Below are 8578 nucleotides of genomic sequence, written 5' to 3' on the forward strand. Positions count from 1 at the left end.
TAGGAGCCTGACCGAGAATAGCGCCCGTAGCGAGGATTACGAGAAATTGAGGATAAAAATTTCTGCTTCTGAGGATAATAGTGGGGCTATTTGATGAAGCAGCAGGCATTTTTATCCTCAATTTTCTGCCTACGGGCGCTATTCTCGGACAGCCTCCTAGCGCTTCCTGCCCTTTTTCTTCGTTTTTATCCATGAGCTGAGCAGGGCAAGAGGCAGGATGGGGCGTGATTAAAAATCAATATCCAGCCCGATCTGAGGCCCACGGATCGTTTCTTTATCGTTGATGCCTTTTGTTCCATCAAGATCCAGCTCATAACTGCGATAGCTGGCCTGGAGGCTGATACCTGCTAAAAGGGTAAACCGGACGCCGGCACTGGCATCAGTTATGGTGCTGTCGTTGCTTTTACCGGCATTGATTTTGCCGTAAAAGCTCAATGAGCTGCCAGGAAATAACGTCATATCGGCAGTGACCATAGGCAGAGTATCGGTGAACGACTGATCATACATTCTGCCACTGTCCAGTCGGCGAAGGCCAAGGCCAAGATCCACTGAGAGGTTGTCGTTATCGAGGATTTCGTAATAGCCTGACACGTCGTAACTATTCAACTTAAGTTTGTGACTGTCTATTTTATTGGCTTGCAAGGCCAGGTTGGGGACTAAGGGAAAAGGGTGTTCTACTTGCGCGTAGACGCTGTGAGAATCACTATGATTCGCTGTTTTCCAATAATCGTACCCCACTTTGGCTCCGATCATATCGCCATGGCAGTTAATGCTGGCAGTCAATAACAGGGCTGTTGTACAAAGCACTTTTTTCATAGGTTTTTTTTCAAAGGTTAATGGTATTCGTTGGGGGGTATTAATAGTAATGTGGCTGGATGGTATTGATTGTTTGCTGTCTTTTATATGGCGATATCTACCTACTGAAAGTGTTTGTCAGTGTCGATACATGGTGCTGAATGCATCAGCTATGGCCTAGGGCGCAAGCTCTGGGATATAGTGACAGGTAGGAGCCTGTCGGAACTTTCTCGCGCTTTCTGGATTTCAGGCCGAAATTGTCTTAAGTCCGACAGGCTTCTAGACCATTTGCTTATGGAAGAGCACATTATCATGGCCGGTGCTGGAAAGAAAAAATGCACTAAAATGCTGTCTTTACAGGATTCGCTTCAGGCAAAACGCTGTTTGTTGGCACAAAGCCTGCGCCAGCGTCTGCGTGAAAGCGCAGTGATATTCCTGCTGTTTCTCACAGGCTTTCTGGTGATGGCCCTGACCAGTTATCACCCACAGGATACCGGGTGGTCTTTTGTCGGGCCAGTAAGCCTGATTGCCAATGAAGGCGGCCAGGTCGGTGCCTGGTTGTCAGATCTGCTGCTATCTTTGCTAGGCTATTGCGCCTGGTTTTTACCTGTCATTTTGTTGTATTTGGGTTACTGTTTATTTCAGCAACGGGGTATCCCATGGCGTTGGCAACCAGCGGTGGTAATCAGTCGTATAGTTGGTTGCCTGTTGCTATTGTGCTGTGGCACAGGGCTGGTCTATCTGCATTACCATTTTCTTGGTGCCGCGTTACCGGCGGAAAGTGGTGGTATTGTCGGATCTGTTATTGTTGGGCTATGCCTGCCCCTGTTTAATGTAACAGGCAGTACGCTGTTATTGCTGGCGGGTTTTTTATTGGGAGTGACGCTGGCCACCGGGTTGTCATGGTTTCGGCTCATGGATGTGATGGGGAGGCTTACTATCGTGTTGGCCGCTCTTGTTCAGCGTAGTGTCCCCACCCTGGTAATGGCCGCATTCAATAAAAGTCATTGGATTGCTATTCGGTGTGTAGGGTATATTCAAAAGATACGGAAGCAGAAGCAACCACGTGTTGAAAGCACTGTTGCTACTCTTCCCTCGTCGGCACAGGATAAGTTTCTTTCGGTACCCCGTAAACAGACCACATTGACTGCCACGGTGCCCTCTACGACTGAGGTTGTCAGTGATATAAACAACCATCATGCTGGCTCCACCAGGCCGGCTGTCGAGCTGCTCGATGAAGCCAAGGTCTTAGCTTCTGGTATCAATAAGGCGATGTTGTCACAAGTGGCGAAGACACTGGAAGATAAACTCAAGGATTTTGGTGTTGATGTTACTGTAGTGGCTGTGCATCCGGGGCCGGTGATTACTCGTTATGAAATTCAGCCAGCTCCAGGGGTAAAAGCCAGTCGTATTTCAAATCTGGCCAAGGATCTGGCTCGTTCTCTGGCGGTGATCAGTGTGCGTGTAGTGGAAGTGATTCCCGGTAAGTCGGTGATGGGTATTGAAATACCGAATGAAACCCGGGAAACGGTTTTTCTGATTGAACTGATTGCCTCCGGTGTGTTTGAAGCGGCCACCTCACCATTAAGCCTGGCTTTAGGGCATGATACGGGTGGTCAGCCTGTCGTGGTGGATCTTGCAAAAATGCCGCACTTGCTGGTGGCGGGAACCACCGGCTCCGGCAAGTCCGTCGGGGTCAATGCCATGCTGTTGTCGCTGCTGTTTAAATCGGGTCCCGCTGAGGTGCGTTTGCTATTAATCGACCCGAAAATGCTGGAGCTATCTGTTTATGAGGGAATTCCTCATTTGTTAGCCCCTGTTGTGACCGATATGAAAGAAGCTGCCAATGCCCTTCGCTGGTGTGTGGCGGAAATGGAGCGTCGTTATAAACTGATGGCGGCAATGGGGGTGCGAAATATTGCCGGTTATAATGAAAAAATTCGCGAAGCTATCAGTGCCGGTCAACCGCTGACCGATCCTTTTTTTGACGCTGTGGGGGAGGGGAGCGCACCAGAGCTGGGCCAGTTGCCTTTTCTGGTGGTGGTGGTTGATGAATTCGCTGACATGATTATGATTGTTGGCAAGAAAGTGGAGGCGCTGATTGCAAGAATTGCCCAAAAAGCGCGGGCCGCTGGCATTCATCTTATTCTTGCCACCCAGCGCCCGTCTGTTGATGTCATTACCGGTTTGATCAAGGCCAATGTACCGACTCGAATCAGTTTTCAGGTTTCCAGTAAGATTGACTCACGTACGATTATCGACCAGGGTGGCGCGGAGCAACTGTTGGGACACGGTGATATGTTATATTTAGCGCCTGGTACAAGCGTTCCTATCAGGGTACACGGTGCTTTTGTCAGTGATAATGATGTGCACCGGGTGGTTGCTGACTGGTTGCAAAGAGGGCAGCCCTGTTATATCGATGATATTCTCGGAAGCAGTGCTCATAGGGGTGTTGAGGGGAGTGCTATGGACACTGATGATGAGCGGGACCCTTTGTATGATGAAGCTGTGGCGTTTGTACTGGATTCGCGAAAAGCCTCCATTTCAGCGGTTCAACGCCGATTGAAAATAGGGTATAACCGGGCAGCGCGGATAATCGAAGCCATGGAGGCTGCCCAGGTGATAAGTCCCATGCAGTCAAACGGTAACCGGGACGTATTAGTTCCTAAACATTGAACGGTGCTATGTTAAAACCATTATTTATTGCGATGACCCTGACCATGCTGTCCGTATCTGCTAGCGGGAATGACGCGGTGACAGATAAAAACGCGCCAGTGTCGCCAGCGAGCGCGGCTAAAAATACGGCAATAGTCCCCGAAAGCAAAACCCCGGCACAAGGGCAAAGTGATGCAAAGGCAGTGGCGGCGTTGGTGAAAAAGTTGGAGTCCATTAAAACGCTCAGTGCCAGTTTTCAGCAGGAGATGATGACTGATAATGGTCGGCGGCAAACACTGTCTGGTAAGTTGTCCCTGAAGCGGCCAAACAAGTTTTTATGGCACACTACGAAACCCTACGAGCAGGAAATTATTACCCGGGATAATAAGGTATGGAATATCGATCATGACCTGATGCAGGTGGTGATTCAAAAGCAGGATACTGACTCTGAGAATACGCCGGTCAGTCTTCTCAGTGGTGATGCGCGTGAATTCTTGAAAAATTACTATGTGACTGTTGAAACCTTCAGGGAAAGTAGCATTTATAGCCTCAGGCCTTCCGGTAAAGGGGCGTTATTTGAGAAACTGGACATTCATTTTAACAAAGACGGTGAGTTGACGGGATTTGCCATGGTGGATTCCCTGGGGGGAAAGCGACAGATCGATTTACGGCAGGTGAATGTTAATGGCATGATCAGTGACAGCCAGTTCAATGCCAGCTACCCAAAAAACTATGATGTGATTGATGAGGCGACGGTGCCTTCACAACCTGCGTCACCTGCCCCAGTGACCCCGGCAGCATGAACTCTCTGTTTGATACCGCGCGAAGCCAGTGCCAAAAGCCCCTCGCAGCCAGAATGCGACCGGCCAGTCTCGATGATTACCTTGGACAGGCTCATTTACTGGGTGAGGGTAAACCACTGAGGGAAGCAATCACTCGCGGGCACTTGCATTCTATGATTTTCTGGGGACCTCCAGGGGTGGGGAAAACCACCCTTGCCCACTTGTTGGCTGAGAGCTGTGATGTCCGGGTCGAAACCCTTTCAGCGGTTCTCTCGGGGGTTAAGGACATTCGCGCTGCTGTGGCACGTGCCAAAGATGCTTTACAAAAAGCAGAACAACAAACACTGTTGTTTGTTGATGAAGTCCATCGGTTTAACAAGTCTCAACAGGATGCTTTCTTGCCTCATATGGAAGAAGGGACTGTTATTTTTGTGGGTGCGACAACAGAAAACCCCTCCTTTGAACTCAATAACGCCCTGCTATCACGTGCCCGTGTCTATGTGCTGAAGCCTTTGGATGAAAACGCACTGAAATGTTTGCTGGATCAGGCACTGACCGATCCGGTAAAAGGTCTGGGAGAACAGCAGCTCCGTTTGGAAGAAACAGCTGAGGAAGCCCTTATTCGTTATGCTGATGGCGACGCCCGGCGTTTACTGAACACCCTGGAGATTGTCGCGGATCTTCAGGAAAGGGGAATTATCACCTGTGACAGTCTGAAAACAGTGCTCTCAGACGGTGGCCGTCGTTTTGATAAGGGGGGGGATATTTTTTATGATCAGCTCTCAGCCTTCCATAAGTCAGTGCGTGGCTCCAGTCCTGATGGCGCCCTCTACTGGGCTGCTCGTATGGTTGATGGCGGTGCTGATCCCCTTGCGGTGATCCGGCGTTTAGTCGCCATTGCCAGTGAAGATATCGGGAATGCCGACCCAAGGGCTCTGGAGATTGCCCTCAATGCCTGGCAGGCTTATGAGCGCCTTGGTCATCCAGAAGGACTGCTGGCTTTGGCACATGCCACGGTGTATTGTGCCTGCGCCCCAAAAAGCAATGCCGTCTATAAGGCATGGAAAGCAGCGCTGGCGGATGTTAGAGGTAATCCATCCTACGAAGTTCCTGTTCATTTGCGTAATGCTTCCACGGCGTTAATGGGTAAGTTGGGGCACGGTAAAGAGTACCGTTATGCCCATGATGAACCCGAAGCTTACGCGGCTGGAGAGGATTATTTTCCACAGGAGATGGTGCCTGAAAAGTATTACCAACCGAATACGCGTGGGCTTGAAATTAAAATCAAGAGCAAGTTGCAGTATTTAACCACGCTTGATCAAGCCAGTTCCAGGAAACGAAGGTAACCTCTTGAATTACTTAGCAGTAGGGTTAGGCGGCGCTTTGGGTGCTATGGTACGTTTTTTTATTTACAACCGATTTGATACCACGGGTCATCCATCATTGTTTGCGTTGCCGACGTTGACTGTGAATGTGATTGGCTCGTTATGCATCGGTGCTGCCTGGTATTATCTGGTGGAGCAGGCCATGTTGCCCCCGGTGTTGAAAAGCTTTGTTATTACAGGGTTTTTAGGGGCGCTAACGACATTTTCAACATTTTCAATGGATACCTTAAGGTTATTTCAGGCAGAACTTTACCTCATTGCCCTGGGGTATACGGTGGGTAATCTTGTGCTATGTATCTCAGTGGTTTTTATTGGCTATCACCTGGCCCGGCTTGTGTAATCACTGTGACAGTGATTGCTTGTTTTATCGAAAGTCCACAATCCGCTCGCTTGGGCGGGGCAAACAACCGCAGGCGTGGCTGAAGCTTGGCGGCAAAGGTTGTGCCCCTTGACTCTTGATGCGCTCAGTAGTTAAGAAGCGGTCTTAAAAGTCATGCTCCTACTGCGGCTAAGATAAATGGGGCTAAAAAGTTGCTTTTGTTCGTCAAATAGTCCCGCTATTCTCCTCACAAAAGCGATTTTTTATCCTCCATTTCTCGCAGTCCTCGCTACGGGCAGACTTTTAAGACTGCTGCTGAACGCCAGTTTTGCCCTGAAATGCCCGGCAATATCAGGCTTTACTCGTTATTTTATCTTGTTCTGACGTCCGGTTTGCCCTGTTCATTACGGTGGTTTGAAAAATTATTGGTATAAGTGCGTATGTGAATTGGTTGAAATTATTCTTAAACGGTGTGTAATAAAAGGGTCAAATCAACTAAGTACCGAACGTTGACAGGTGTCTGGCCGTCAACAAGCCATTATGAATTAATAAGGTATTGATGTTATGGACAGAAATAATCAACAAGACAGACCAGCCGGTGTAACCGATGCTAACCCTATGGGTACCGATGGCTTTGAGTTTATTGAGTATGCCGGGAATAATACTGCTGAACTGGGAATTTTGTTCCAATCCCTTGGCTTTACTGCTGTGGCGCGTCATCGCTCCAAGAAAGTCACCTTGTATCGTCAAAATGACATTAATTTTATTGTTAATGGCGAAAAGGAATCGTTTGCTGAGCGGTTTGTGGATGCCCACGGTGCCAGTGTCTGTTCCTTTGCTATCCGTGTCAAAGATGCTAATTATGCTTACCAGCGGGCGTTGTCTTTGGGGGCAGAGCCTGGGCCTTCCCAGTGTGGGCCTATGGAGCTGAATATTCCGTGTATTGTAGGCATTGGTGGTAGCTTGCTTTATCTGGTGGACCGCTATGGCGAAAATGGCTCCATTTATGATGTGGATTTTATCCCTATCGCAGAGGCTGACCCGGCACAAGCCGCTGTTGGATTAACGGATATTGATCATCTGACCCATAATGTGTATCGCGGGAATATGAAACAGTGGGCCGGTTTCTATGAAAAATTTTTTAATTTCAGGGAAATACGTTATTTTGATATTGAAGGAAAACTGACGGGTTTAAAGTCAAAGGCCATGACCAGCCCCTGTGGAAAAATTCGAATTCCCATTAATGAGTCATCTGATGATAAAAGCCAAATCGAAGAATACCTTGAATTGTATAAAGGTGAGGGCGTTCAACATATTGCTTTAACGTCATCCGATATTTATCACTCAGTAGCTACCCTGAAGCAAAAGGGCGCGCGCTTTATGACCCCTCCCCCTGATACCTATTACGATATGTTACCAGAGCGCCTTCCCTGGCATCAGGAGAATGTTGATAGAATGAAAAAACTGGGTATTTTAATGGATGGTGCGCCAACAGAAGACGGTGGATTGTTGTTGCAGATTTTTACTGAAACTGAAATCGGCCCTATATTCTTTGAAGTCATTCAGCGAAAAGGGGATGAAGGATTTGGAGAGGGTAATTTTACCGCACTGTTTGAAAGTATGGAAAGGGATCAGATACGGCGAGGGGTTTTATCTGAAGCCTCAGGCTAGTATTTTTATAACAATGCCATAGGAGTTTCAGTGATGAAAACAGCTAGCTATACGGCCAGAAAACCGGATGCGCACGGTGTTATTCATTATTCAGATGAAGAAAATGAAACCTGGGGTATTTTGATGGATCGGCAGTTGAGGCTGTTGCCGGGTCGAGCCTGTCAGGAATTTTTAGAAGGTCTGGATACATTGGCGCTGCCTGAGCATCGGATTCCTCAGTTATCAGAACTGAATATGAAGCTGGCAGTGACAACAGGGTGGGCGGTAGCCCGGGTGCCGGCACTCATCTCCTTTGACCGGTTTTTCGCCTTGTTGGCGTCGAAGCAGTTTCCAGTGGCAACGTTTATTCGCAGGCGTGATGAACTGGACTATTTGCAGGAACCGGATATTTTCCACGAAGTCTTCGGGCACTGTCCTTTACTTACCCATCAGGCCTTTGCGGATTTTACCGAAGCTTATGGCAAACTGGGACTATCAGCTACAAAGGAAGAGCGCGTTTATCTCGCGCGGTTATACTGGATGACCGTTGAATTCGGTTTGTTACGCTCAGAAGAAGGGCTTCGTATATACGGAGGTGGTATTTTATCCAGTTACGCAGAAACCATTTACGCGCTGGAAAGTAACACTCCACGGAGAAAGTCTCTGGATCCATTGACGGCACTTCGCACACCCTATCGAATTGATATCCTTCAGCCCCTTTACTTTATCATTGATAGTCTGGAGCAATTATCGGCAATTCGTCAGCTGGATATTATGGCTCTGGTAAACAAAGCCATGACGCTAGGGTTGCTTCAGCCGTTATTTGCGCCTAAAGATTGAACGTTTTTCTTTCAGAGAAAATGTGGTTGATGAAAATAAATTTGAGTTCAGCTTAGCCCGGATATTTCATAAACATGCTCCTGGCCTTGCTTGCTCCTTGCGACTCTAAGGGAGTTTTGCTCAGTCGACCGTACTCCCCGGTACGGCGCTCC

Annotated in this window: 7 protein-coding genes; 6 read left to right on the forward strand and 1 reads right to left on the reverse strand. The window is 48.3% G+C overall.

Annotation, left to right across the window (positions count from 1 at the left end; translation table 11 throughout):
* Positions 1–228: 228 nt before the first annotated feature.
* Complete coding sequence (locus tag V4C51_RS16080) at positions 229–816, reverse strand: TIGR04219 family outer membrane beta-barrel protein (RefSeq protein WP_330927200.1); 588 nt, start codon at positions 814–816, stop codon at positions 229–231.
* 273 nt (positions 817–1089) lie between these two features.
* Here V4C51_RS16080 and V4C51_RS16085 point away from each other — a divergent pair, with 273 nt between their 5' ends.
* The 6 genes from V4C51_RS16085 to phhA all read left to right on the forward strand — a co-directional run bounded on the left by V4C51_RS16085 (position 1090) and on the right by phhA (position 8426).
* On the forward strand, positions 1090–3471 hold the full coding sequence (locus tag V4C51_RS16085) for a DNA translocase FtsK (protein WP_330927201.1): 2382 nt from the start codon (positions 1090–1092) through the stop codon (positions 3469–3471).
* Positions 3472–3479: 8 nt separating this feature from the next.
* The gene (gene lolA, locus V4C51_RS16090) at positions 3480–4253 is read left to right on the forward strand and encodes an outer membrane lipoprotein periplasmic chaperone LolA (protein ID WP_330927202.1); all 774 of its coding nucleotides are present in this window, start codon (positions 3480–3482) and stop codon (positions 4251–4253) included.
* On the forward strand, positions 4250–5578 hold the full coding sequence (locus V4C51_RS16095; RefSeq protein ID WP_330927203.1) for a replication-associated recombination protein A: 1329 nt from the start codon (positions 4250–4252) through the stop codon (positions 5576–5578). Before lolA ends, V4C51_RS16095 begins: the two co-directional genes overlap by 4 nt.
* A gap of 4 nt (positions 5579–5582) precedes the next feature.
* Positions 5583–5957, forward strand: a complete 375-nt coding sequence (crcB, locus tag V4C51_RS16100; protein WP_330927204.1) for a fluoride efflux transporter CrcB — start codon at positions 5583–5585, stop codon at positions 5955–5957.
* Positions 5958–6500: 543 nt separating this feature from the next.
* Entirely contained in the window at positions 6501–7607 is a 1107-nt protein-coding gene (hppD, locus tag V4C51_RS16105; RefSeq protein ID WP_330927205.1) for a 4-hydroxyphenylpyruvate dioxygenase, read from the forward strand.
* Positions 7608–7640: 33 nt separating this feature from the next.
* Positions 7641–8426, forward strand: coding sequence for a phenylalanine 4-monooxygenase (gene phhA / locus V4C51_RS16110; protein ID WP_330927206.1), 786 nt, complete (start codon positions 7641–7643; stop codon positions 8424–8426).
* Positions 8427–8578: the final 152 nt, after the last annotated feature.

The organism is Candidatus Sororendozoicomonas aggregata, from assembly GCF_031528575.1.
Lineage (GTDB): Bacteria > Pseudomonadota > Gammaproteobacteria > Pseudomonadales > Endozoicomonadaceae > Endonucleibacter > Endonucleibacter aggregata.